A 23728-nucleotide genomic window follows, 5' to 3' on the forward strand; every position below is an offset into this window, starting at 1 on the left:
GTGATTAAGGTCCTGCGATGTCTGCGCGATCCGACGAAATATCGAAGGCGGACTTGAGAATCCTGACACCTTTTCCAGTGTGGGCAGTGTGGGTTTCCACGCGTCCAAGGCCTTCTCAGATTGTTGACTTGCGCTCGCGCTTGGGCCCAACTTACGGGATGGGATTTACGGAGGCTGACATTGAAAACTGAACTCTGCACAGTGTTAAGCATAGAAAAGCCGATTATTTCGGCCCCAATGGGGGGAGCAGCGGGGCCTGCTCTTGTTGCGGCGGTTTCTGACGCAGGTGGTTTTGGTGTGATACCGTTGTGGGACAAACCTGTTGAACAGGTGCGCAACGGCATTGCAGAGGTTCGCGCATTGACCAGCCGTAACTTTGCCGTGAACCTGAACCTGTCGTTTCCCTATGAGGATCAGTTGCAAGCCTGCATTGATGAGCAGGTGTTTGCCGTCTCACTTTTCTGGGGAATGGAGCCGGCCGCCATCAAAGCCGCCAAGGCAGGCGGGCTGGTCGTTATGGCAAGTATTGGAACAGCCGAAGAAGCCAGGATCGCTGCTGACGCGGGCGCGGATATCATTGTTGCCCAAGGATGGGAATCAGGTGGCCATGTTTGGGGGCGCGTCGCGACAATGGCGCTCGTGCCGGCTGTTGTTGATGCGGTAGACAAACCCGTCGTCGCCGCCGGAGGCATTGCGGACGGGCGTGGCATGGCTGCTGCCCTCATGCTCGGCGCTTCCGGGGTTTGGATAGGCACCCGTTTTCTGGCAAGTAAAGAAGCGACGATTCACGACGCATATCAGCAAGGTATCCTGAGAGCGTCGGAGAGCCAGACAGAATGGTATCAAGATCTATATGATGTGGCGTGGCCAAATGCGCCTCATCGTGCATTGGCAAATTCAACCTCAGAAAAATGGCGAAACGCTGGAAGCCCGACACCGGGCGATCGCCCCGATGAGGGCGAGATAATCGGTCGGCGACCCAGTGGAGAACCTGTCGTGCGGTATCAAAGCTACACGCCCCTTTCCGACACCACGGGTGATATCGCGGCCATGTCGCTTTGGGCTGGTCAGGGCGTATCTCTTGTTCGGGAAATTATGCCCGCTGCCAAAATAGTTGAAGAAATCAGTCGGGACGCAGAAAGAGCCCTCCGGTCCTGCTGTGCATCCCTCTTTGACGACCAAGTTTAAGAGGCTTCTGCAATCCGAATGCGCAGTCGGCCCCAAATTAAAACCCAACAGTCGTTCAGTGCCAGCTAAAGCGTTTCCCGACGGGATCAGGACCGCGACTAGACCTCATGGGATTGGCCCCAATCTTCACTGGCGTTCCGCAGCGGGTCCGATCAGGGGATTGGTGCCCTTTTCACAAGCAGACAAAGCGCGCCTTAAAATGCAAAACCGCCCCCGGACCTTGCGGCGGGGGCGGTTGATATTCAGCTAAGGCGCAGTGGCGTCAGGAGCGGTTTGTCTCAGACGGTCTTACCTGCTCAGTCGGTTTCACCGGCTCGGCGGATTTGCCCTTGGGGTTCAGAGGATCGTCTTGGCGCTGAACCGAGCCTTCGAAATGGGCGCCGGATTCGATTGCGATCGTCTTGTGGATGATGTCGCCTTCGACACGCGCGGTCGAGGTCAGGCGCACCTTGAGGCCGCGCACGCGGCCCACGATACGGCCGTTGACTACGACATCGTCGGCGATCACTTCGCCCTTGATCGTGGCTGTTTCGCCAATGGTCAGCAGGTGAGCGCGGATATCGCCCTCGACCGTGCCTTCGACCTGAATGTCGCCGGCTGTCTTCATGTTCCCGGTCACATGCAGGTCCGAGGACAGCACCGACGCGGGTGGCTTAGCCTTTGGCGCAGCCGCCTTGTAGTCGCCCTGCGGCGCCAACGGCTTGGGAGCGTCCTGCGGCTTGTCATGGCCAGCCGGCTTGGGCGAATCGCCTTTTTGCGGGCTAGGGTCGTTGATTTTGCTTTTAGAAAACATCTCTCGCAGCCTTGATATATGTCATTGCATTGACGGCGGTACCGTTTACACGAATCTCGTAGTGTAGATGGGTGCCGGTGGACCGTCCACTATTCCCCATATCACCGATGTGATCCCCACGCGAGACCCTTTGGCCTTCCTTCACGCGGATTTTCGACTGGTGCGCATATCGCGTCTCAATACCGAAGGCGTGCTTGATCTTGACCAGCCTGCCATAACCCGACAGCCAACCCGCATGGGTCACGACCCCGTCAGCGGTGGCGTAGATTGGCGTGCCGGTGGGGCCGGCCATGTCGGTGCCCTTGTGCTGGCGCCCCCAACGCTTGCCGAATCCCGACGTGTAGCGGAACGCATTTTTCAGCGGGAGGGCGAACGGCGCCTTTTCGGCGGCGATACGGTACATGTTCAGACGGTCCATCTGGTTGAGGATGCCGTTGGCGCGCGTTGCATCTGCCGACGGCTCTTCTCCACGGGTAGAAAAGCTGAGCGGCATCAGCGGGCCGCCTTGGCCGGAATAGCCCTTGCGTACGGTATCTAGCATGGTGTCGGTGTTCATACCGGCGGCACGGAACATTTTGTCCAGCGGCTCGACCGAGATGGTCATCGCATCTTCGAGCTGACGGAAAATGTGGTCGTTCTGATCCTGCATCAGCCGGATCTGCTGCTCCATCTCATCGGCTTGCAACAGGGCGTTCTGTGCGTTGGCACTGATTTGATCGCGCTCAGCAGCGGTATCGGCGAGGGCCTCGGTCAGAAAGTCGACGGGGCTCGCGCCGGTATCGCCATCCTGTGCCAGCTGGCTGACACTGCCGGAGGTTTCCAGCTTGGCGGTCAGCGTCTCGGCCTTGCCGCGGGCGGCATCGCGTTCCTGCATCGTGCGGCGCAGGGTCGATTGGATAACGCCGATGCCGGTTTCCATCTCACGGCGGCGGGTTTCCGAGGCCAAAAGCTCCGATTGCATCACCGAAATTTGCTCAAGCGCCGAGTTAAAGCGCTCTTGCGCATCGCGCGCCTCGACGGCGCGTTTGTCACGCTCGCCGCTCAGATCGTTGAGGCGGCGCTCGTAAGTGCGCTGATCGCGCTTTGCTTGCTCGCGAAAATTGCCCGACCCGATGCTGTCCATCAGCAGGATTGCAGTGGCGATAATCGCCCAGCCGACGATGAGCGAGGCACCACTAAAGGCGATCAGCTGCGTCGCTGGCCGAAGCCGCATAAAGCGAGTGTCCGTGTCCGAACGCAGAAACACCCGGCGTTCGGGGAAATGGCGCTCAAGAAATGCGTGAGTTGCAATTGCGATTCGTGTCCGCAAGATGTTCCGTCCCTTCGTCCCGTTTCCGTCCCGAAATGGCACCTGTCGTTTTATTCGCGCGGCACCTTGGAGGCGTGCTTAGCCAGACATTGGCCTACGGGCAACAGTTTTGCACCCGATGTCAGCCAAATGACGGCGTGAACGGCAGAAGCGGCAGAATATCGCCGATACGCAACCGGTTGGGCGGGCTTTTGCACAGCCCCCCTTGCGCTGCGTTGTCGCAGATGCAGGTGGCATCCCGGTGGGTGACCGTGTGGTACCGCGTGGCGGATGGCTTGCGACAAAGGGCGCGACGTCCCATCTGCGCGCGTATCTGGACGGGCTATACGTGCCTGCTAGGCGCTGTTTTTTTGGGGGGGGGGCAGTTCAAGCGCATTACGCGGCGTACATTACAAGGCTTGCACAGCCTCCAGCACCTCTTCGGCATGGCCGGGCACCTTGACCTTGGGCCACACCTTGGCAATGCAGCCATCCGCGCCGATCAAAAAGGTGCTGCGTTCGATGCCCATGAACGTCTTGCCATACATCTGCTTTTCGCGCCAAACGCCGTAATCCTCGCAGGTCGTCCCATGCTCGTCCGAGGCAAGTTCCACGGTCAGATCATGCTTGTCGCGGAACTTTTCATGCTTGGCGACGGAGTCCTTGGAAATGCCGACGACCTTTGCGCCCGCAGCCTCGAAATCGGGCGCGAGGGCGGTAAAGGCCAGTGCCTCTTTGGTACAGCCGGACGTGTCGTCGCGCGGATAGAAAAATAGCACGACAGGTCGCCCAGCAAGAGCGCTAAGCTGAATTTCGCCGCCGCCGCCTAGCGGCAGGGTGAAATCGGGGGCCTTGTCAGAGATATCAGGCATTTGTCATCCTTGGGTCTGTCTGCGTTCGTGATATATTAGCGTCAGGCGGGCCAAAAGCAAAAGGGGCGCGCTCGGGAAACAAGAGGGGTCGCAGCTGAGGCCCCCGAAGGAGCAGATGAGCGATCCGGACCCCCAGCAGCCCTCGGCGGCGCAAAGCGGCGCAAGCGAGGCGGATAGCCACGTGCATCACGCACGCCGTGTCCGCAGGCGGCGTCGTCGGCGCAAGGCGGGCCTGTGGTCGCTGCTCAGCATGGCGGCGCTGGCCGGGGCGTGCGCGCTGTTGGTTTTGTCGTATCTGGGCACGCCGGTTTTTGTGCCCGACTGGGCACGCACGCGCATCACCGAGCGGATAAATGCAAGCTCTGGCGGGCTTGGCATCGACGTGGGCCGGATGGCCGTCGTGATCGAAAAGGGATGGACCCCACGCCTGGCCCTCAGGGAAGTGACGCTGCGCGGCCCAGACCGGCGCGTGATCGCCACCCTGTCTGAACTGGGTGGCACGGTCGCGTTGCGCCCGTTGCTCAGCGGCAGGGTTCAACCCTCGGCCATACGTCTGTCGGGATTGCAGGTGAACCTGCGTCGCGGTGATGACGGCGGCCTTGGTATCAAGATGGGCGGTGCTATGGGCGGCGCTGACGGCACGGCGCAGGCGCGCGATGTCAGCGCGATCATCGCGCAGATCGACGATGCGCTGACCCGACCCGCCATGGCGTCGTTGAGTGGCGTCCATGCCGACAACATGACCTTGCGCTATGAGGACGCGCGCACAGGTCGTGCCTGGACCATCGACGGAGGCAAGGTTGCCGCGACGCGCGAGGCGGGCACGCTGAGGATGCGCGGCGATTTCACTGTGCTTGGCGCGCGCGCCTATGCCAGCACGCTCGAGATGAGCTTTTCCAGCCGGATCGGCAGCAGTGCGGCGCAGTTGGGGCTGAACTTTACGGATTTGCCGGCGGGCGAACTGGCGATGCAATCGCCGGCACTGACATGGCTTGATGCGCTGGATGCGCCTATTTCGGGCGCGTTGCGGGCGCGATTGGATCGCAAGGGGCGGCTGGGACCGCTGAACGCCAGCCTTCAGATCGGCAAGGGGGCGCTGCGCCCCACGGCGGGGACCAAACCGATCGTTTTTGACGCCGCGAGTAGCTATTTCACCTATGATCCCGCCGCTCAGACTATCACCTTCGAGGCCGTTTCCATCGACAGCAAGTGGGTGTCGGCCCGCGCCGAGGGTATTGCGCATCTGATCGGAGGAGAAAACGACTGGCCAGACGAATTACAGGCACAATTGCGCGTCAGTGATATCACCGCTGATCCTGCCGACCTTTATGATGAACCGGTTCATCTGGACGGGGCCACGCTGGACATGCGCCTGCGGCTCGAGCCGTTTCATCTGAGCGTCGGGCAGCTCAGCTTGTCTGATCAGGGCCGCCATCTGGTGCTGAACGGCGAGCTGCGTGGTGGCGAGGCGGGCTGGGATGTGGCGCTGGACGGGCGGATGGACGGGGTGGACCGGGATCGCCTGATGCAGCTGTGGCCCGAGGCAGCGGTGCCCAACACGCGCAAATGGGTGTCCGAGAACGTGTCGGGCGGTGAGCTGCGCAATATGCAGCTCGCCGTCCGTTCGGCCCCCAAGCATCGCCCGGACGTGTTCCTCGGCTTCGAAGTCAAGGACGCGAGCGCCCGATTCATGAAGCAGATGCCGCTGATTCAACAGATGTCGGGCAAGGCGCAACTGCTGAACGGCCAATTTGCCATTGCTGCCGATGCCGGCTGGGTCGACGCGGGACAGGGCGGGCGTGTCGACATATCGGGCACCAGCTTTGCCGTGCCGGAAGTGGATGTACCTGATCCTCCTGCCAAGGTGCAGGTGCGCACCGACAGCACTATAACCGCCGCGCTTTCGTTGATGGACAATGAGCCGTTCCAGTTCCTCACCAAGCAGGGCCGCCCTGTGGCGTTGGCCGAAGGGCGCGCGCAGGTCGGTGCGCAGCTGGGGTTTCCGCTAAAGAAATTCCTCAAGACCAAGGATATTCAATTCGACGTCGCAGGCACATTGAGTGATCTGCGCAGCGACGTTCTGGTGCCTGGCCGCGTGCTGAGCGCTAAAGCGCTGGCGTTGACGGTAAACGACGAGGGGCTGAAGGTTTCGGGCGACGGACGGCTGGGCAAAGTGCCGTTTAACGGCGCCTATACCGCTGCGCTTGGACCGGGCGCCTCGGGCAGCCGCGTGGACGGGACAGTAACACTAAGTCAGACCTTTGCGGATGAGTTCGGTATCGGTCTGCCACCCGGCAGCCTTGGGGGTAGCGCGACAGGCGACGTGGTGGTCGAACTGGAGCCGGGCGGCGCGGGCAGTTTCACGCTGACCTCGGATCTGGCGGGCCTCGGCCTGTCGCTGCCGCAGCTAAACTGGAGCCTTGCGCGTCCGACGCGCGGCGCGCTGAAGGTGCGCGGCCGGCTGGGCGAGCCGCCACAGATCGATCAGCTGTCACTGGACGCGCCGGGCTTGAACGCACTGGGCAGCGTCAGCCTGACAAGGGTCGGGCTACTGGGCCGCGCGCTGTTCTCGCGCGTGTCGGTCGGCGGCTGGCTGGACGCGCCCGTCACGCTGATCGGACGCGGCAAGGGCGCTGCACCCGGCGTCGAAGTCAATGGCGGCACGGTCGATCTGCGCAAGGCGGATCTGGCGGGCAGCGGCGGCGGCAACGCGGGTGGGCCAGTGTCGCTTGCGCTCGAGCGGCTGGTTGTTTCGGATGGCCTCGCTCTCAGTGACTTTCGTGCGCGGTTGAACACAGCGAACGGCGCTGACGGCAGTTTTTCGGGCCGCGTCAACGGTGGCGCGTCGATTCGGGGCCAAATCGTGCCGCAGCGTGGACGCAGCGCGTTCCGCATCGTGACCGACGACGCCGGCGGTGTGCTGGGATCAGCAGGCGTGTTGAAACAGGCCCGTGGCGGTAAGATGGAACTGCTCCTGACCCCGGCGGGGGCTGCGGGCACCTATGACGGACAGTTGAAGGGCGGCAACATATGGCTGACCGACGCGCCCGCACTGGCCGAATTGCTGAGCGCGATCAGCGTCGTTGGCCTGTTGGAACAATTGTCAGGCAACGGCATTCATTTCAGTAGTGTCGACGCGCGCTTTCGCCTCGGGCCGGAGCGTTTGACGCTATATTCCGGCAGTGCGGTGGGCGCATCCATGGGCATTTCGATGGACGGCTACTACTACCTTGGCAACAAGCGGATGGATATGCAGGGCGTCGTGTCGCCGCTTTATATCGTCAATGCGATTGGTGGGGTATTTACCCGGCAGGGCGAGGGGCTGGTGGGCGTGAACTATACGCTGACGGGCCTCGCCTCGGCGCCCAAGGTAGCGGTCAATCCGCTGTCGCTGTTGACACCCGGCATGTTCCGCGAGATTTTCCGCCGCCGGCCGCCCGAGCCGCCTGCTGGGGCCGGTGGCGTGCGGCCGGACCCGGCGCAGGCAGGCGAAAGCCCTGCACCCGCGCCAAAGGCAAGCAAGCCGCTCGACCGTGGCAACATCAACCGCCGGTAAGCCGCGCGGCACAAGAAAGGCCGCGCCATGCAGCTGAGCGATTTCGACTATGATCTGCCCGAGGCGCTGATCGCCACACGTCCCGCCCGCCCGCGCAGCGCCGCGCGCCTTTTGGTGGCGGATGGCGGTATATTGAACGACGCGCATGTGGGCGATCTGCCGGATTGGCTGCGCGCCGGCGACCGGCTGGTGCTGAATGATACCCGCGTCATCCCTGCGCGCCTGAATGGCGCGCGTCGCCGCATGGGCGCGCAAGGCGAGACCGAGGCGCGCATCGAGGTGACGCTGCTACAGCCCCGCGCGGATGGTGCATGGAGCGCGATGATCAAGCCGCTGAAAAAACTGCGCGAGGGCGAGATCGTGACATTTTCCCAGACCCTGTCCGCGACATTGATCGCCAAAGAGGACGGGCAGGGCGTGCTGGAATTCAACCTCACTGGCGACGATTTCGACGCCGCGCTGGCAGAGGCAGGCGCAATGCCGCTGCCGCCCTATATCGCGGCGCGCCGCGCTGCCGATGCCGCCGATGCCGAGGATTATCAGACCGTCTGGGCCCGCCATTCCGGTGCTGTTGCGGCGCCCACCGCGTCGCTGCATTTCGACGACGCCCTGCTGGACGTGCTACGCGCCAAGGGCGTCGAGTTCACCCATGTGACGCTGCACGTGGGCGCGGGCACTTTCCTGCCGGTCAAGGTCGAGGACGTGACCACCCACAAAATGCACGCCGAATGGGGTGAGGTGACGCCGGAGGCCGCCGCGCAGATCGCCGCGACGAAGGCGGCAGGGGGCCGTGTGATACCGGTTGGCACAACTGCGCTGCGCCTGATCGAAAGTGCTGCGCGTGAAACTGGCGCGATAGCACCATGGCGGGGCGAAACGGACATCTTTATCTATCCCGGCTTTGAGTTTCTCGTGACGGACGCGCTGATGACCAACTTTCACCTGCCGAAATCGACACTGATGATGCTGGTCTCGGCCCTTATCGGGCAGGACGAACTGCGCCGCATCTACGCCCATGCGGTAGATCAAAAATACAGATTTTTTTCCTACGGCGATGCATCCTTGTTGATCCCGCGCTGAAACGCTGCCAATGGCGGCGGACACCGCACGCAGCGAGTCGCGAACGGAGCAGACAAACGGCGCATGCCCGGGGCATCGTAGCCCAGAAAACGCCTAGGGGATTTACGATGATCAAGGTTCTGTCAGGCTCTTGGGCGCTTCTGTTCGGGATGATGTTGCTGCAGGTCGGCAACGGGATGCAGGGCACGCTGCTGGGCATCCGGGGCGAGATCGAAGGGTTCTCAACCTTCGAGATGTCGCTGATCATGTCGGGCTATTTTGTCGGTTTCCTTTTTGGATCGCGCATGGCACCCGAGATGATCCGCCGCGTTGGGCATGTGCGAGTTTTTGCTGCCCTCGGCTCAATGATTTCGTCGATCATGCTGCTCTATCCCACCTGGACCGATCCGTGGGCCTGGGGCGCTGCGCGCATCCTGATCGGCTTTTGCTTTTCCGGTGTCTATGTCACCGCCGAAAGCTGGTTGAACAACGCAGCGAGCAACGAAAATCGCGGCAAGGCGCTGTCGCTATATATGATCGTGCAGATGATCGGTATCGTGTCGGCGCAGGCCTTGCTGATCGTGGCTGATCCGGGTGGCTTTATCCTCTTCATCATCCCGTCGGTGCTGATCTCGATCTCTTTTGCGCCGATCCTGTTGTCGATCAGTCCGACTCCCGCCTTTGGCGCGATCAAGCCGATGACTCTGATGCAGATATTTCACACCTCGCCACTGGGCTGCGTGGGCATGTTCCTGCTGGGTGGAATATTCTCGGCGCAGTTCGGTATGGGTGCGGTTTATGGCGGCAAGGCGGGGCTAAGCGTCGGGCAAATTTCCGCCTTCGTGTCGGCCTTTTATATCGGTGCGCTGATCGTGCAGTATCCGCTGGGCTGGCTGTCGGACCGGATGGACCGACGGCTGTTGATCCTCGTGGCCGCTGCGGGGTTGGCTTTAGGGTCTGTCGTGGCGATGATCTTTGGCGAGGTTTTCTTTGTGCTATTGGCCGCCGCATTCGTGGTCGGGGGGCTGTCGAACCCGCTTTATTCATTGCTGATCGCCTACACGAACGATTTTCTCGAACATGAAGACATGGCCGCCGCTGCCGGGGGACTCGTTTTCATCAACGGACTGGGGGCAGTGGCCGGGCCTCTTATTACGGGTTGGATGATGGGGATATTGGGGCCGCGCGGCTTTTTCCTTTATATCGCCGTCTTGGGCGCGGCGATGGCGATCTATGCGGCCTATCGGATGACACAGCGGCGAGGCACGGTGGTCGATCCGGTCGAAAACTACACGCTTGTCATGCCGTCCTCGTCGCCCATGGCCGTCACGCTTGCACAGGAATACGACGTCGAGATCGCACAGGAGGAAGAGGCAGAAGAGGCAGCCCGATTTGGCGCTGCTTGACCGCGCCACCCGATGAGATCCGGTGCAAACGCTGTGAGCGGAATGTCGCATTTGAAGCAATACGTTACTGTTCAATAGCGTCGACTTGGCGCTAACGTTGAAACCATGGGCATCAGACCATGAGGAGCGAGACCCGTGACGGCACCAGAGGAAGTACTGAAGTTCTGGCTCGACGAAGTCGGCGAACAGGGCTGGTATGCATCAACCAAGGCGCTGGACACCCAGATCCGCGAGCGGTTCGAGGGCGCTTGGCGCAAGGCGCGCGAGGGTGCTTGTGGGCTGTGGTTGACCTATCCGACCGGAACGCTGGCTTATATCATCCTGATGGATCAGTTTTCGCGCAACATGTTTCGCGGCACGGGCGATGCCTTTGCCACTGACCGACATGCTGTCTCGGCTGCCAAGTTGGCGATCGGGCGCAAGTGGGACATGGCCATAGACGAGCCTGCGCGCCAGTTCTTTTACCTGCCGTTGATGCATTCCGAAAACCTGTGCGATCAGGACCGCTGTATCCGCCTGATTTGCGAGCGGATGCCGGAAACCGGGGCAGGGCAACTGCTGCACGCGCGCGCGCATCGCGATGTGATCCGCCAGTTCGGTCGTTTTCCCTATCGCAACGAGGCGCTTGGGCGCAAATCTACACTGGCCGAGATCGCCTACCTCAAGGCCGGAGCTTATGGCCACACTCTGCGCCAGCTACAGCAGAAGGACGCCGCCTGAAGCATTTGGGCCCAAGTAAAATCAGATTGCCGCGTCCGGAAACGGGGGCGGCGTTTGCATTTGTGCCAGATGCGTTGTGCATATCTGCGAGGTGCTTTAACCTTAAACCATATTCAGCACCTCGGAGATGCACATGGCCCCCAAATCCTTTGATATGATCGTGATCGGCGCTGGTCCCGGCGGCTATGTCGCCGCTATACGTGGCGCGCAGTTGGGTCTGTCTGTCGCCATCGTCGAGCGTGAGCATATGGGCGGCATCTGCCTCAACTGGGGCTGCATCCCGACCAAAGCGATGCTGCGCAGTTCAGAGGTGTTTCACCTCATGCACCGCGCCAAGGAGTTTGGGCTGAAGGTCGAAAAGGTCGACTATGATCTAGACGCCGTCATCAAACGCTCGCGCGGGGTGGCCAAGCAGCTGTCTGACGGAATCGGCCACCTGATGAAGAAGAATAAGATCAACGTGTTCCGAGGCGAAGCTAAACTGCCTGCCAAGGGCAAGGTAGCCGTGAAGATGGACAAGGGCGACGATGAGGAATTGACGTCAAAGCATATCGTGCTGGCACCGGGCGCACGCGCGCGCGAATTGCCGGGGCTTGAGGCCGACGGCGATCTGGTCTGGACCTACAAGCACGCGCTGGTGCCGCCACGAATGCCGAAAAAGCTGCTGATTATCGGATCGGGCGCAATCGGGATGGAATTCGCCAGCTTTTACAACACGTTAGGGTCTGAAACGACCGTGGTAGAGGTGATGGATCGCATCCTGCCGGTCGAAGACGCCGAAATCTCGAAGTTCGCTAAAAAGCAGTTTGAAAAGCAAGGGATGAAAATCCTGCAAAAGGCAGGCGTCAAGAAACTGGATCGCGGCAAAGGCAAGGTGACGGCCCATATCGAGGTGAACGGCAAGGTCGAAAAGCAGGACTTTGACACCGTGATTTCCGCCGTTGGCATCGTTGGCAATGTCGAAAACCTCGGGTTGGAAGATCTGGGCGTGAAAATCGACCGTACCCACGTCCTGACGGACGAATATTGCCGCACGGATGTGGACGGCCTCTATGCCATCGGTGACATCGCTGGCGCGCCTTGGCTGGCACACAAGGCCAGCCACGAGGGCACTATGGTGGCCGAGCTGATTGCGGGCAAGCATCCCCATCCGGTCAAGCCAAACAGCATAGCGGGCTGTACCTATTCCAATCCCCAGATCGCCAGCGTCGGCTACACCGAGGCCAAAGCCAAGGAGTTGGGGTACGACATCAAGGTCGGGCGTTTCCCCTTCATCGGCAACGGCAAGGCCATCGCGCTCGGCGAGGCCGAAGGCATGGTGAAAACCATTTTTGACGCCAAGACAGGGGAGCTGTTGGGCGCGCACATGATCGGCGCGGAAGTGACGGAACTTATCCAAGGCTATGTCGTCGGTCGCCAGTTGGAGACAACCGAAGAGGACCTGATGAACACCGTCTTCCCGCATCCCACCCTTAGCGAAATGATGCATGAAAGCGTGCTGGATGCCTATGGCCGCGTCATCCACATGTAGGCCTTAAGCGGTGCCGTCACTCAACCGAATCGTGATGCAACGCACCTCGCGCTCGTGGCTCGAGGCATTGCCGTTGGCCGCGATGGACGCCGGCGAAATCTCGGGCAAGAATGGGCGGCGTTACGATTTTCAGAGCTACGCGCAGTTTCGTTATCCTGAATATGACATCTGCGACGCCCCGTTCCTAAGCAAGGACGGGCTGGTGCAAAAGTTCGATATCATCCTGGCCAACCAGGTATGGGAGCATCTGGACCGCCCCCATGCCGCCACCCGCAATGTGCTGCGGATGCTGCGTATGGGCGGCTATTTTTGGCTGGCCGTGCCGTTTTTCGTGCGCTACCACGGCGCTCCGCATGATTGTAGCCGTTGGAGCGCGCGGGGGCTGAAAAACCTGCTGGTCGAGGCGGGCTTTGAGCCTGCGCATATCCGGGCCGAGCAGTGGGGCAATCGGCAGGCCGCCGCCCGCAATCTGGAAGATAAATGGCCGCCCAATTACGATCCCGAAACAGACGATCTGACCAATGATCCGAACTTTCCGATCTGCGCATGGGCATTGGCGCAAAAGGTCTAGCCTACCTTGTCACGCAGGTATTCGCGTAGCGCCACGGCATTGTTGTGCGCCTCGTCCTTTGCACCGTAGATCAGTGTCACGCGGCCTGCCTTCACCCGTTCGATCAGATCATCTACCGCGTCGCTGCTGTCTAGCTCCTTGCGATACCGGCTCTGGAATTCATCCCATTTGTCCGGATCGTGATCGAACCACTTGCGCAGATCGTCGCTGGGCGCGACATTCTTGCACCAATCGTCCAGCTTTAGGTCGTCTTTGGCGACGCCGCGCGGCCAGAGCCGGTCGACCAGCACGCGGTAGCCGTCATTTTCGGCCATGTCCTCGTAGGCGCGTCTCGTGCGGATATCCATGATATGCCTCCTTTGATCGTCAACTGCCGGGGGATCACTTTGGTTTCTATAATACGCGTTCCACTTTCGTTCGCAAATATGGGTTGGAAGCGCGCGCACCATACACTATCTGTTAAGCCTCAACCCCGGGGGCATCATGGCTGAGCTGAAGAACATCGAAGTACGCGGCGCGCGCGAGCATAATCTCAAGAATATCGACGTGGACATTCCGCGCGATCAGCTTGTGGTGATTACCGGCCTGTCGGGGTCTGGCAAATCCAGCCTCGCCTTCGACACGATCTATGCCGAAGGGCAGCGCCGCTACGTCGAATCGCTGTCAGCTTATGCGCGCCAGTTTCTCGACATGATGCAAAAGCCTGACGTCGATCACATCAGCGGCCTATCGCCCGCGATCAGCATCGAGCAAAAAACCACGTCGAAGAATCCCCGCTCGACCGTCGGCACAGTGACCGAGATATATGACTACCTTAGACTGCTGTTTGCCCGCGCGGGAACGCCCTATAGCCCGGCGACTGGCAAACCGATCGAGGCACAGCAGGTGCAGGACATGGTTGATCGGATCATGGGCATGGAGGAGGGGCTGCGCGCCTATCTGCTGGCGCCCATTGTGCGTGATCGAAAGGGCGAATATCGCAAGGAATTTATAGAGCTGCGCAAATCCGGCTTTCAGCGCGTCAAGGTGAATGGCGAGTTTTACGAGCTGGACGAGCCGCCGACGCTGGACAAGAAATTCCGCCATGACATCGACGTCGTGGTCGACCGTATCGTCGTGCGCGAGGGCCTCGAGACGCGACTGGCCGACAGCCTGCGCACCGCGCTGGATTTGGCCGATGGCATCGCCATTCTCGAAACCGCGCCCAGCGAGGGCGACTCCGAACGGTTCACGTTTTCCGAAAAATTTGCCTGCCCCGTGTCCGGCTTTACCATCCCCGAGATCGAGCCGCGCCTGTTCTCGTTCAACGCGCCCTTTGGTGCGTGCCCGGTTTGCGATGGTCTTGGCGTTGAGCTGTTCTTTGACGAACGGCTGGTGGTGCCGGACCAGAACCTGAAAATCTACGACGGTGCGCTGGCCCCGTGGCGCAAGGGCAAAAGCCCCTATTTTCTGCAAACAATTGAGTCGATTGCCAAACATTACGAGTTCGATCCCAAGACCAAATGGAAGGATCTCGCGCCGCATGTGCAGCAGGTGTTCCTGTATGGCTCGGGTGAGGACGAGATCGCCTTTCGCTACGACGAGGGCGGGCGCGTCTATAACGTCTCGCGCAGCTTTGAGGGGGTGATTCCCAACATGGAGCGCCGCTACCGCGAGACAGATTCAGCTTGGGTGCGCGAAGAGTTCGAGCGCTATCAGAACAACCGCCCATGCGGTGCTTGCGAGGGGTATCGTTTGCGGGAAGAGGCGCTGGCGGTCAAGATTTCTGGGCTGCATGTTGGCCAAGTCGTGCAGATGTCGATTCGTGAGGCGTTGGAGTGGGTGAGCGAAGCGCCGAAATCCCTGAGCAATCAAAAGAACGAGATTGCGCGCGCCATCCTCAAGGAGATCCGCGAACGGTTAGGGTTTTTGAACAACGTCGGTCTGGAATACCTGACGCTCAGCCGCAACGCTGGGACGCTTTCGGGTGGGGAATCGCAACGTATTCGTCTGGCCAGCCAGATTGGCAGCGGTCTGACCGGAGTGCTTTATGTGCTGGATGAGCCGTCCATCGGCCTGCACCAGCGCGATAATGACCGGCTGCTGCTGACGCTGAAAAACCTGCGCGATCAGGGCAATACCGTGATCGTGGTCGAACATGACGAAGAGGCGATCCGCGAGGCCGACTACGTTTTCGACATCGGCCCCGGTGCAGGCGTGCATGGGGGTGAGGTGGTCAGCCATGGCGTGCCGTCCGTTGTGGCTGCCGATCCCAATTCGATCACCGGGCAGTACCTGTCGGGCACACGCAAGATTGCTGTGCCTGATACACGGCGCAAGGGCAGTGGGAAAAAGGTGAAGGTGGTCAAGGCGACTGGTAACAACCTCAAGAATGTGACCGCCGAATTCCCATTGGGAAAATTTGTGTGCGTGACGGGCGTGTCGGGCGGCGGCAAGTCCACACTGACCATCGAGACATTGTTCAAGACCGCGTCCATGCAGCTGAACGGCGCGCGTCAGACGCCCGCACCCTGCGAGACGATCAAGGGGTTGGAGTATCTGGACAAGGTCATCGACATCGACCAGCGCGCCATCGGACGCACGCCGCGCTCAAACCCGGCGACCTATACGGGCGCGTTCACGCCGATCCGCGACTGGTTCGCTAACCTCCCCGAGTCCAAGGCGCGCGGTTATAAGCCGGGCCGTTTCAGTTTCAACGTCAAGGGCGGGCGCTGCGAAGCCTGTCAGGGCGATGGCCTTATCAAGATCGAGATGCACTTCCTGCCCGATGTCTATGTCACCTGCGAGACGTGTCAGGGCGCGAGGTATAACCGCGAAACATTGGAAATTCGCTTTAAGGGCAGGAGTATAGCGGACGTTCTTGATATGACGGTCGAAGATGCGCAGGAGTTTTTCAAGGCCGTCCCGAGTATCCGCGAAAAGATGGACGCGTTGGTGCGCGTTGGCCTTGGGTATATCAAGGTCGGTCAGCAGGCGACGACGCTATCGGGCGGCGAGGCGCAGCGCGTCAAGCTGTCCAAGGAGCTGGCCAAACGCTCAACCGGGCGCACGCTTTATATTCTGGACGAGCCGACGACAGGCCTGCATTTCGAGGACGTCAAGAAGCTGCTCGAAGTGCTGCATGAGTTGGTCGACAGCGGCAACACGGTGGTGGTGATCGAACATAACCTTGACGTGATCAAGACCGCCGACTGGATCATCGACATCGGCCCTGAGGGCGGCGATGGCGGTGGCGAAGTGGTCGCGACCGGAACACCGGAAAAGGTGGCGGCAGAACCACGCAGTTACACCGGCCAATACCTTGGACCTATGTTGCAGCCGCGCAAAGTAGCTGCGGAATAGGATCGCGCGGCGCGCATGAGCGGCGTTTCTCAGCCGGTGCAGCCCTCTGTGGCTGCGGTGTCGTCGAACCACGCCTTGGCGGTGGCCAGATCAGCGGGCTTTCCCAGAAAATAGCCTTGGGCGAGTGGTACGCCCAGGTCGTGCAACGTGGTCAGCTCGCCCTCTGTTTCGATACCTTCGGCGACGATAGCTGCGTTGATTTCAACAGCGAACCGGACCAATGCAGCACCCAGTGAGCGGCGCACGATATCCTCGTCGATCCGGTTGGTCAGCGAAATGTCCAATTTAATGATGTCGGGATGCAGGCGCACGATATGCTGGAGACCGGAATACCCCGCCCCGGCGTCGTCGATTGCCAGCCGCACACCGCGAAAGCGCAAAGTGTCCAGCTCGCTCAGCAGGCTGTCGTAGCAATCGACCATGGAATGCTCGGTCACTTCCAGCACGATGCGCTCTGCGGGCCAATGCTTGAACACGTCGCCGAGGCGACCCGACGCGACCGTCGCCGGTGAGGCGTTGACCGAGACATAAATGCTGGGGGGCAGTTGGTTCAGCGCGATCAGGGCCTGTTCGATAACGCAAATTTCCAGATCAGCCTGTAGGCCGACAGTCGCCGCATCGTCGAACCACAGATTCGGAGGGCGGTAGGGCTGAGCGCGAAAACGGCAGAGCGCCTCAAAGCCTTTTGGGCGGCGCGCTGCGGCGTCCATGATCGGCTGATAGACCACATCGAAATCGCGACTTTGAAGTATCGCCTTGATTGCGGTGGCGGTCGTATCATACGTTACACGCTCAGCGATCCTGCCGTTCACCTGCTCGGCTGAAAGGCCTGCGAAGGCGCGCATTACGGCAAGGTCGCGCTGTGTCAGATCAGGCTTGGCCGTGCGGCTAAGACAGCAGAACATGCCGTATGCACTGCCATCGCGTCGCCGGATCGGTACGCTGACATGGCTCTTGATCGGTATGGCACTGGTCAATGGTATATCGCGGCAGAGCGGTTCGTTGGCTGTGTCGGGGATCAGTTCTGGCAGGCGTCCGGCCAGAATATGGCGGCAGTAGACGTCATCCAGCGGCATGGTGGCGCCGACATAGGCCGTATCCTCGAATCCCGGTGCACTGACGGCACGGAACACCAGATCGTCGCCGATGAACTCCGACAGATACGCCACCTCCATACCCAGATGACTGCGCACGAATTCCAATGCGGAATGGATCGTATCATCCCCGCTTAGGGTCGGAACATTTGCGATGGCAGTGAGCATGGCAGCCGGATCGGCGACTGTATGGGGCATCGGTAAACCTTTGCATTGCGCGGTATGCCCCAGAGTAGGGGCCAAAACCTGACCAAAGGATTTAGTTCCGCCCATCGCGGGAAGATCAATGCAAAAGATTTTATGTATTCGTCTTGCGAGGCGGATCGTCCGAAGCAGGCGCGGCCGAGCGCCGCGTGCGCACGGTGCTGTCGCCCAAAAAATGCCCCATAGGCTTGAGCCCGTCAATCTCGTCGCAGACAATCTTGACCACAATTAGCACCGGCACGGCGACGACCATGCCGACAATAGACCAAATATAGGCGAAAAAGGCCACGATCAGGAACAGGATCGGCGTGTTCAGCTGCATCCGGCGCGCGATCACAAGCGGCGTGACGATCTGGCCCTCCAGTGAGGTGAGGAGCATGTAGGTCGCAAACACGCCAATCGCCTCCCATCCGGTATCAAGTGAAACGTAGGCGACAAGCGCCGCGATGCCTGCACCCACGACAGCCCCGAGAAACGGCACGAAATTCAGCGCAAAGGCCATGGCCCCGATGGCGATGGCGTTAGGCACCTCCCAGAGGTACATAGCCGCACCGATAGAGAGGCCCAGCCCGGCATTGATAATGGCAATCCCGCCCAGATAGCGGCTTAGCCGGTCCTCAATGGTCTTGATGATCTCGACGGCGCGGCGCTTGTCTTGCAGCTTGGGCAGGCTTTGGACTGTACGCAGTGCAAAGAAGTCGCCCGAACCAATAAGAAAGAAGGTCAGGAAGATAGCAAAGATAATCTGACTCATCACCTTGGGCGCCATGGTGAGAATGGTTATAGAGGTCGATGCTTCGGACACGACCTCAACCTCCATTGCCGGTGTTGCATCAGCATTGCTGACCGCGTCATCAATGGCTTTGGCCGCCTCGTTGACCTTGGCCAGCGTGCCGCTGCTGTCGCCCAGTTTGGCCTGCATTTCCTGCATCAGACGCGGCATATCGTCGATCAGATTTGTCACAGGTTCGGCGAACCAGGCGATGGCGACTCCGACTATGACGAACAGGATTGATGTGAAAAACGTCGCGATCACCATATTTGGCAAGCCCATACGTTCGAGCACGCGACGTGGCCTGCTAAAGACGAAGTAGGACAGGATCGCCGCTGTTACCGGAATCAAAAAATTTGCGGCAGCCACGAGGGCCACCACCAATATCACGATGAAAATGCCAATTAGCGGCACATATATGCGTTTTTGTGCCTTCAACTTGGATATGTCCCCCTGAACGCCCTACGTCCTATCAGGCATAACGTCCATTTCGGGCCTGCGGTTCCTGTGGATTTTGAAGCGCGAGGTTTTAGCCACGCCCACGTGCCGCAAAGCGGGGCAGCATGGCGCTGAAATCGCGGCCCTTGCCGTCTTCCTGCTCGACAAACTTCGCATAAAGCGCGCGTGCGGCAGCTCCAAGCGGCGTGTCGGCATCGGCGGCCTCGGCGGCCTGCTGTGCCAGCGTCAGATCCTTCAACATCAGTTCAGCGGCAAAGCCGGGCGTATAGTCGTTGTCGGCAGGACTTTTGGGGCCGATGCCGGGCGCGGGGCAGTAGGCGTTCATCGACCAGCTATAGCCCGACGATGTGCTGACCACATCGAACATTGCCTGACGGTCCAGCCCCAGTTTGTCGGCCAGCGCAAACGCCTCGCAGGTGACGATCATCGTCGCGCCGAGGATCATGTTGTTGCAGATCTTGGCCGCCTGACCATTGCCCGACGGCCCGCAGTGCACGGCCTTTTGGCCCATGATGTCAAAAAGCGGCTTGGCGGTCGCAAAGCCGGCTTCGTCGCCGCCGACCATGAAGGTCAGAGTGCCGCTTGACGCCCCGCCGGTGCCACCGGATACAGGTGCGTCAAGGGCCGATAGTCCGGCCTTCTGCGCGTCGTCTGCGACATCGCGAGCGCTGGTCACATCGACGGTCGAGCAGTCGAGGAACACCGCGCCCTTGCTCATGACGGGGATGATCTGGGCCGCCACGCTGCGCAAGATATCGCCGTTTGGTAGCATGGTGATGACTACCTCGGCATCCTTGGCGGCGTCTTCGGCGTTGGCCGCCTTGGTGACGCCCTCGGCGCTGACGCCAGCGGGGTCAAAGCCTGTCACGTCATGTCCGGCAGCGGCCAGATTGGCCGCCATCGGCCCGCCCATGTTGCCTAGTCCGATGAAGCCGATTTGCATGATGTGCCCTTTCTGCGTCTGAATTTATCGCACAGTATCGCCATCGACGGGGCAGGGGCAATGCCGACCGGGGGCGGAATTCGATCGAATGCCCCAGCGCAAAGTGCTTGTTTTGTGGCGCTCAAAGATCGGCGTGGAATTCGTCGATCATATGCGCGACGACAGCGCGCAGGGCGGAATCGCGGTCCTTGCCTGCGTCCAGCGCGGCCTGATAGACGCGCCTCTGGCGATCGGCGCTGGTACCGTTTGCCGCGATATCGCGGGCGCGCGACACCTCGCTGGCCGAGCCGAAATGCACCGCGTCTTCGGCAATCAGTTCCAGCATCTCGCCCATCAGCGTCTCGAACGGGACGATCTGGCCGAGGCCAAAGTCGATCAACCCCTCGCGCACGCCATAGCGCTGCGCGCGCCAACGGTTCTCAGAGATCAGAAAACTCTCGTAAATGCGCCACCGTTGGTTCTTCACCGACAGCCGCCACAGCATCCGCGACAGCGCCTGCGTCAGCGCGGCCAGCGTCAATGCGTCCTCCATCCGAGGCTGCACGTCGCAAATACGCGACTCGATGGTTGGGTATTTGGACGAAGGGCGCAGATCCCACCAGATTTTCGAGGCGTCCTCAATCACGCCCAGATCGGTCAGCACACCCACCGCGCGCTCAAATTCGCCAAAGCTGCTCATGCGGGGCGGCAGGCCGGTGCGGGGCAGGTTGTCAAAGACGGTCAGGCGGTAGCTGTCGAGGCCGGTGTCATGCCCCTGCCAGAACGGTGAGGAGCAGCTAAGTGCCAGAAGGTGCGGCAGAAAATAGCTGAGCTGGTTCATTATGTCGATGCGCCGGTCCGGCGCGCCTACGGCGACATGCACATGCATCCCGCAGATCAGCATGCGCCGCACGACGCCCGCCAGATCGGCCGAGAGGTTATTGTAGCGGTCCTTGTCGGTGTGCTTCTGCTCGCGCCAGTCCGAGAACGGATGACAGGAGGCAGCGATGGGGGCGAGGCCGAATTTGTCGGCCTCGTGTGCAACGCAGGCGCGCAGGCGGCGCAAATCATCGCGCGCCTCGCCAATAGTGGCGCAGACCTTGGTCCCGATTTCGATCTGACAGTTTAGGAACTCGGGGCTGACCTGGTCTTGCAGTTCGCTGCTGCAGGCCTCCATCAGGGCGTCCGGCGCCTCGGCCAGTGCCATCGTCTCGCGGTCGACCAAGAGGTATTCCTCTTCGATGCCGATGGTAAAGTCAGGCTCATTCAGGGTCATGCGCGTCTCCTGTGCCGGGTGGCCAGCAAAGCGCAGGTGGAGCCGCGTGCCAAGATAATTCTGCAAATTATCGTTGGGTCAGCGAAAAACGCCCGGTCGCGGGGACCGGGCGTTTTGGAGTTCTGGATCAATCGGCGAGTTTGAAGTGGAACTCGCCGCCCTCCTTGATGCCGGAGGGCCAGCGCGATGTGACGGTCTTGGTCTTGGTATAGAACTTGAACGCGTCCGGCCCGTACTGGTTAAGATCGCCGAAGCCCGATTTTTTCCACCCGCCGAAAGTGTAATGCGCCAGCGGAACCGGGATGGGGAAGTTGATGCCGACCATGCCGACATTCACGCGAGACGCGAAATCGCGCGCCGCATCGCCATCGCGGGTAAAGATCGCGGTGCCGTTGCCCATCTCGTGATCCGAGGCCAGTTTCAGCGCCTCTTCGTAGTTGCCCGCGCGCACAGTGGTCAGAACCGGGCCGAATATTTCCTGCTTATAGATGTCCATGTCGGGCGTCACCTTGTCGAACAGGTGCGGGCCGACGAAAAAGCCATCCTCATAGCCTTGCAGATTGAAATTACGCCCATCGACGACCAGTTCAGCGCCCTGATCGATGCCGGACTGAACGAGGCCAAGGATACGCTCTTTGGCGGCTGCGGTCACGACGGGGCCATAATCGACATCGCTTTCGCCGGTATATGGACCGACCTTCAACGCCTCGATGCGCGGGACCAGTTTTTCGATCAGCTTGTCCGCCGTCTCATCCCCCACGGGAACAGCGACGGAAATCGCCATGCAGCGTTCACCCGCTGCGCCATAACCTGCGCCGATCAGCGCGTCGGCGGCTTGATCGAGATCCGCATCGGGCATGATGATCATATGGTTCTTGGCACCGCCAAAGCACTGCGCGCGCTTGCCGTTGCTGCAGGCACGTCCATAGATATACTGCGCAATGGGCGTCGAGCCGACAAAGGCGACGGCCTGGATCGTGTCGTTGTCGAGGATCGCGTCGACCGATTCCTTGTCGCCGTTGACCACTTGGCAGACGCCATCGGGCAGGCCTGCCTCGGTCCAGAGTTCGGCCAGCATCAGCGGGCAGGAAGGGTCGCGCTCGCTGGGCTTGATGATGACGGCGTTACCTGCCGCAATCGCCGGGCCCATTTTCCACATTGGGATCATGGCAGGAAAGTTGAAGGGCGTGATGCCCGCAACCACGCCCAGCGGCTGGCGCGTCGAGTAGATGTCGATGCCGGTGCTGGCGCTGCCGGAATACTCACCCTTCAGGAAATGCGGCGCGCCGATGCAGAATTCGATGACTTCCATGCCGCGCTGCACGTCGCCCTTTGCATCGGGGATCGTCTTGCCATGCTCGCGGCTGATCGCCTCGGCCAGCTTGTCCATGTCACGGTTGATCAGGCGCACGTATTCCATCATCACGCGGGCGCGTTTCTGCGGGTTGACGGCGGCCCATTCCACTTGCGCCTTGGCGGCGTCGGCGACGGCGCTGTTCAGTTCTTCTACCGAGGCCAGCGGGCATTTCGCCTGCACTTCGCCGGTCGCGGGGTTATAGACATCAGCGAAACGGCCCGACGTGCCTTTGACATGCTTGCCGTTGATGTAATGTGTCAGTTCAGTCATGGAATCCTCCATTTGAATTTGAGCGCAGCATAGCCTTGCAAAATTGAGGCGAACAGGGGCAATCTCTCAAACACAGTTTGCATTTTTGCAAAGGGATTGGCTATGCAGCCGCAATGGGATGATCTTAAAGTGTTTCTGGCTGTCGCACGCCATGAAAGCCTGTCGGCGGCGGGCCGTATCCTGAAAATTGACCCAGCCACGGTTGGACGTCGAATCGCGCGGCTGGAAGAGGCGCTGAGCGCGCCGCTCTTTGCCAAATCGCCGCAAGGGTACGCGCTGACCAACGAGGGCCAGCGGCTGATGGATCATGCCACCCGGGCCGAGCAGGAGGTAACGGCAGGGTTTGCAGATCTGACGGGGCAGGGTGCGCGCCTAAGCGGGCAGATCAGGTTGGGATCGCCAGATGGATCGGCGAATTTCCTCCTGCCGCAGGTCTGCGCTCAGATCGTCGACAGCAATCCCGACCTTGAGGTGCAGATCGTCGCGCTGCCGCGTGTGTTCAACCTGTCGCGCCGCGAGGCGGACATGGCCATCGCCGTCAGCGCGCCGTTGGCTGGACGGCTGAGCGTTCAGAAGGTCACCGATTACAAGCTGAGCCTCGTCGCCTCGCGCAACTACCTGCGCCGCACGGCGCCAATAAGCTGCATTGACGATCTGCGCCATCACCGAATCGTCGGTTATATTCAGGACATGATTTTCGACAAAGAGCTGGATTACATGGCCGAGGCGGGCCTGCCCCGTGTTGATCTGGCCAGCAACTCGGTCTCGGTTCAATTGAACTGGATCCGGCAGGGGGCTGGGGTCGGAATCGTGCATGATTTCTCGATTCCGTTCGGGCGCGGCATGGTCAAGGTTTTGCCCGATGAGGTAAGCCTCACGCGCAGCTTTTACTTGATCCGCCATGTGGACGATCGCCGTCTCGACAGGTTGAACCGCTTTGCCGAGGCGCTGGTAACTGGAATGCGCCGCGAGGTCGCCCGGCTGGAGGGGTTAACCTGAGGCGCGTCGGCGCTTGACAGATGCCGTCTCATCTTTACGCTGGGGGTGG

18 protein-coding genes are annotated in these 23728 nt (G+C 60.6%); 9 read left to right on the forward strand and 9 right to left on the reverse strand.

The window, feature by feature from the left end:
• Positions 1 to 180: 180 nt before the first annotated feature.
• Positions 181 to 1188 carry a nitronate monooxygenase gene (locus tag U3654_RS05780; protein WP_324754396.1) on the forward strand — a complete coding sequence of 336 codons (1008 nt, stop codon included), beginning with the start codon at positions 181 to 183 and terminating at the stop codon, positions 1186 to 1188.
• A gap of 262 nt (positions 1189 to 1450) precedes the next feature.
• Here the strand turns inward: U3654_RS05780 and U3654_RS05785 are convergent, their stop codons facing one another.
• From U3654_RS05785 to U3654_RS05795, 3 genes are all read right to left on the reverse strand, one after another.
• Positions 1451 to 1981 carry a polymer-forming cytoskeletal protein gene (locus tag U3654_RS05785; protein ID WP_324754397.1) on the reverse strand — a complete coding sequence of 177 codons (531 nt, stop codon included), beginning with the start codon at positions 1979 to 1981 and terminating at the stop codon, positions 1451 to 1453.
• The gene (locus U3654_RS05790) at positions 1971 to 3290 is read right to left on the reverse strand and encodes a M23 family metallopeptidase (protein ID WP_324754398.1); all 1320 of its coding nucleotides are present in this window, start codon (positions 3288 to 3290) and stop codon (positions 1971 to 1973) included. The genes U3654_RS05785 and U3654_RS05790 overlap by 11 nt, the downstream gene beginning before the upstream one ends.
• Before the next feature lie 389 nt (positions 3291 to 3679).
• Positions 3680 to 4141, reverse strand: a complete 462-nt coding sequence (locus U3654_RS05795) for a peroxiredoxin (protein ID WP_324754399.1) — start codon at positions 4139 to 4141, stop codon at positions 3680 to 3682.
• Between the two features lie 115 nt (positions 4142 to 4256).
• On the opposite strand from U3654_RS05795, the gene U3654_RS05800 reads away from it, so the two are divergent.
• From U3654_RS05800 to U3654_RS05825, 6 genes are all read left to right on the forward strand, one after another.
• Positions 4257 to 7697 (forward strand): DUF3971 domain-containing protein, encoded by a 3441-nt coding sequence (locus U3654_RS05800; RefSeq protein ID WP_324754400.1) that lies wholly within the window; start codon positions 4257 to 4259, stop codon positions 7695 to 7697.
• A gap of 27 nt (positions 7698 to 7724) precedes the next feature.
• Positions 7725 to 8777, forward strand: a complete 1053-nt coding sequence (gene queA, locus U3654_RS05805; protein ID WP_324754401.1) for a tRNA preQ1(34) S-adenosylmethionine ribosyltransferase-isomerase QueA — start codon at positions 7725 to 7727, stop codon at positions 8775 to 8777.
• A 107-nt stretch (positions 8778 to 8884) separates the two neighbouring features.
• Positions 8885 to 10162 carry an MFS transporter gene (locus U3654_RS05810; protein ID WP_324754402.1) on the forward strand — a complete coding sequence of 426 codons (1278 nt, stop codon included), beginning with the start codon at positions 8885 to 8887 and terminating at the stop codon, positions 10160 to 10162.
• 135 nt (positions 10163 to 10297) lie between these two features.
• Positions 10298 to 10882: a DUF924 family protein gene (locus tag U3654_RS05815; RefSeq protein WP_324754403.1), complete on the forward strand. Its 585-nt coding sequence runs from the start codon at positions 10298 to 10300 to the stop codon at positions 10880 to 10882.
• 133 nt (positions 10883 to 11015) lie between these two features.
• A complete protein-coding gene (gene lpdA, locus U3654_RS05820; RefSeq protein ID WP_324754404.1) occupies positions 11016 to 12413 on the forward strand; it encodes a dihydrolipoyl dehydrogenase in 1398 nt (465 codons plus the stop codon).
• A 34-nt stretch (positions 12414 to 12447) separates the two neighbouring features.
• Complete coding sequence (locus U3654_RS05825) at positions 12448 to 12984, forward strand: methyltransferase domain-containing protein (protein ID WP_324754405.1); 537 nt, start codon at positions 12448 to 12450, stop codon at positions 12982 to 12984.
• Here U3654_RS05825 and U3654_RS05830 read toward each other — a convergent pair.
• Positions 12981 to 13331, reverse strand: coding sequence for a DUF488 domain-containing protein (locus U3654_RS05830; RefSeq protein WP_324754406.1), 351 nt, complete (start codon positions 13329 to 13331; stop codon positions 12981 to 12983). The two genes, U3654_RS05825 and U3654_RS05830, sit on opposite strands and share 4 nt — an antisense overlap.
• A gap of 136 nt (positions 13332 to 13467) precedes the next feature.
• Here U3654_RS05830 and uvrA point away from each other — a divergent pair, with 136 nt between their 5' ends.
• Complete coding sequence (uvrA, locus tag U3654_RS05835) at positions 13468 to 16326, forward strand: excinuclease ABC subunit UvrA (RefSeq protein WP_324754407.1); 2859 nt, start codon at positions 13468 to 13470, stop codon at positions 16324 to 16326.
• A gap of 29 nt (positions 16327 to 16355) precedes the next feature.
• Here the strand turns inward: uvrA and U3654_RS05840 are convergent, their stop codons facing one another.
• From U3654_RS05840 to U3654_RS05860, 5 genes are all read right to left on the reverse strand, one after another.
• Positions 16356 to 17618 (reverse strand): EAL domain-containing protein, encoded by a 1263-nt coding sequence (locus tag U3654_RS05840; RefSeq protein WP_324754408.1) that lies wholly within the window; start codon positions 17616 to 17618, stop codon positions 16356 to 16358.
• Positions 17619 to 17718: 100 nt separating this feature from the next.
• Positions 17719 to 18834 (reverse strand): AI-2E family transporter, encoded by a 1116-nt coding sequence (locus U3654_RS05845; protein ID WP_324754409.1) that lies wholly within the window; start codon positions 18832 to 18834, stop codon positions 17719 to 17721.
• A 91-nt stretch (positions 18835 to 18925) separates the two neighbouring features.
• The gene (gene mmsB / locus U3654_RS05850) at positions 18926 to 19798 is read right to left on the reverse strand and encodes a 3-hydroxyisobutyrate dehydrogenase (RefSeq protein WP_324754410.1); all 873 of its coding nucleotides are present in this window, start codon (positions 19796 to 19798) and stop codon (positions 18926 to 18928) included.
• A 121-nt stretch (positions 19799 to 19919) separates the two neighbouring features.
• The gene (locus U3654_RS05855) at positions 19920 to 21053 is read right to left on the reverse strand and encodes a carboxylate-amine ligase (protein WP_324754411.1); all 1134 of its coding nucleotides are present in this window, start codon (positions 21051 to 21053) and stop codon (positions 19920 to 19922) included.
• A gap of 127 nt (positions 21054 to 21180) precedes the next feature.
• Complete coding sequence (locus U3654_RS05860) at positions 21181 to 22680, reverse strand: CoA-acylating methylmalonate-semialdehyde dehydrogenase (RefSeq protein WP_324754412.1); 1500 nt, start codon at positions 22678 to 22680, stop codon at positions 21181 to 21183.
• Between the two features lie 102 nt (positions 22681 to 22782).
• On the opposite strand from U3654_RS05860, the gene U3654_RS05865 reads away from it, so the two are divergent.
• Positions 22783 to 23679, forward strand: a complete 897-nt coding sequence (locus U3654_RS05865) for a LysR family transcriptional regulator (RefSeq protein ID WP_324754413.1) — start codon at positions 22783 to 22785, stop codon at positions 23677 to 23679.
• Positions 23680 to 23728: the final 49 nt, after the last annotated feature.

Source organism: Roseovarius sp. Pro17, assembly GCF_035599575.1.
Lineage (GTDB): Bacteria > Pseudomonadota > Alphaproteobacteria > Rhodobacterales > Rhodobacteraceae > Roseovarius.

Bases quoted from the DNA above. Each gene is read 5' to 3' on its own strand.
- U3654_RS05785 (WP_324754397.1), bottom strand. From the start codon at position 1,981: ATGTTTTCTAAAAGCAAAATCAACGACCCTAGCCCGCAAAAAGGCGAT.
- U3654_RS05795 (WP_324754399.1), bottom strand. From the start codon at position 4,141: ATGCCTGATATCTCTGACAAGGCCCCCGATTTCACCCTGCCGCTAGGC.
- U3654_RS05800 (WP_324754400.1), top strand. From the start codon at position 4,257: ATGAGCGATCCGGACCCCCAGCAGCCCTCGGCGGCGCAAAGCGGCGCA.
- queA (WP_324754401.1), top strand. From the start codon at position 7,725: ATGCAGCTGAGCGATTTCGACTATGATCTGCCCGAGGCGCTGATCGCC.
- U3654_RS05810 (WP_324754402.1), top strand. From the start codon at position 8,885: ATGATCAAGGTTCTGTCAGGCTCTTGGGCGCTTCTGTTCGGGATGATG.
- lpdA (WP_324754404.1), top strand. From the start codon at position 11,016: ATGGCCCCCAAATCCTTTGATATGATCGTGATCGGCGCTGGTCCCGGC.
- U3654_RS05825 (WP_324754405.1), top strand. From the start codon at position 12,448: ATGCAACGCACCTCGCGCTCGTGGCTCGAGGCATTGCCGTTGGCCGCG.
- U3654_RS05830 (WP_324754406.1), bottom strand. From the start codon at position 13,331: ATGGATATCCGCACGAGACGCGCCTACGAGGACATGGCCGAAAATGAC.
- uvrA (WP_324754407.1), top strand. From the start codon at position 13,468: ATGGCTGAGCTGAAGAACATCGAAGTACGCGGCGCGCGCGAGCATAAT.
- U3654_RS05840 (WP_324754408.1), bottom strand. From the start codon at position 17,618: ATGCCCCATACAGTCGCCGATCCGGCTGCCATGCTCACTGCCATCGCA.
- mmsB (WP_324754410.1), bottom strand. From the start codon at position 19,798: ATGCAAATCGGCTTCATCGGACTAGGCAACATGGGCGGGCCGATGGCG.
- U3654_RS05855 (WP_324754411.1), bottom strand. From the start codon at position 21,053: ATGACCCTGAATGAGCCTGACTTTACCATCGGCATCGAAGAGGAATAC.
- U3654_RS05860 (WP_324754412.1), bottom strand. From the start codon at position 22,680: ATGACTGAACTGACACATTACATCAACGGCAAGCATGTCAAAGGCACG.
- U3654_RS05865 (WP_324754413.1), top strand. From the start codon at position 22,783: ATGCAGCCGCAATGGGATGATCTTAAAGTGTTTCTGGCTGTCGCACGC.